Below are 516 nucleotides of genomic sequence, written 5' to 3' on the forward strand. Positions count from 1 at the left end.
CTCGGAGCGTTTCCTCGGCGTGCAGTTCAGCTTCTCGCAGGCGATCAGCGACAACGTGCAGGAGGCCGCCTCCGGCGTGAAGGGCGCCAACGCCATCAAGATCTACGGGCCCGACCTCGAGGTGCTGACGGACACGGCCGAGCGGATCCGCGGGCTGCTGACGCAGGTGCGTGGCCTGACGGATGTCGCGATCTTCCCGACGCTCGGCCAGCCCACCGTCTCCGTCGCGATCGACCGGGCCCGGGCCGCGCGCTTCGGGCTGCAGGTGGACGACATCAACCAGGTGGTGCAGGCGGCGATCGGCGGGCGGGAGGCCGGACGGCTCTACGAGCCCGGCGGCGACCGCAACTTCCCGATCACGGTGCGCCTGGCGGCGCCCTTCCGCGACAGCATCGAGGCGATCCGCCGCATTCCCGTCGGCGGTGCGCGCGGCGCCGTGCTGGCCGATGTGGCGAGGGTCGAGCTCACCTCGGGCACGGCCTATGTCTACCGCGAGGAGAGTACGCGCTACGTGCC

At 71.5% G+C, this 516-nt stretch carries 1 protein-coding gene; it reads left to right on the forward strand.

Annotated elements, in window-relative coordinates; genetic code table 11:
* On the forward strand, positions 1–516 hold a 516-nt coding region (locus tag AC1DWF_RS38705; protein ID WP_476843693.1), incomplete at both ends, for an efflux RND transporter permease subunit.

Source organism: Aminobacter sp. P4_D5 (genome assembly GCF_056401815.1).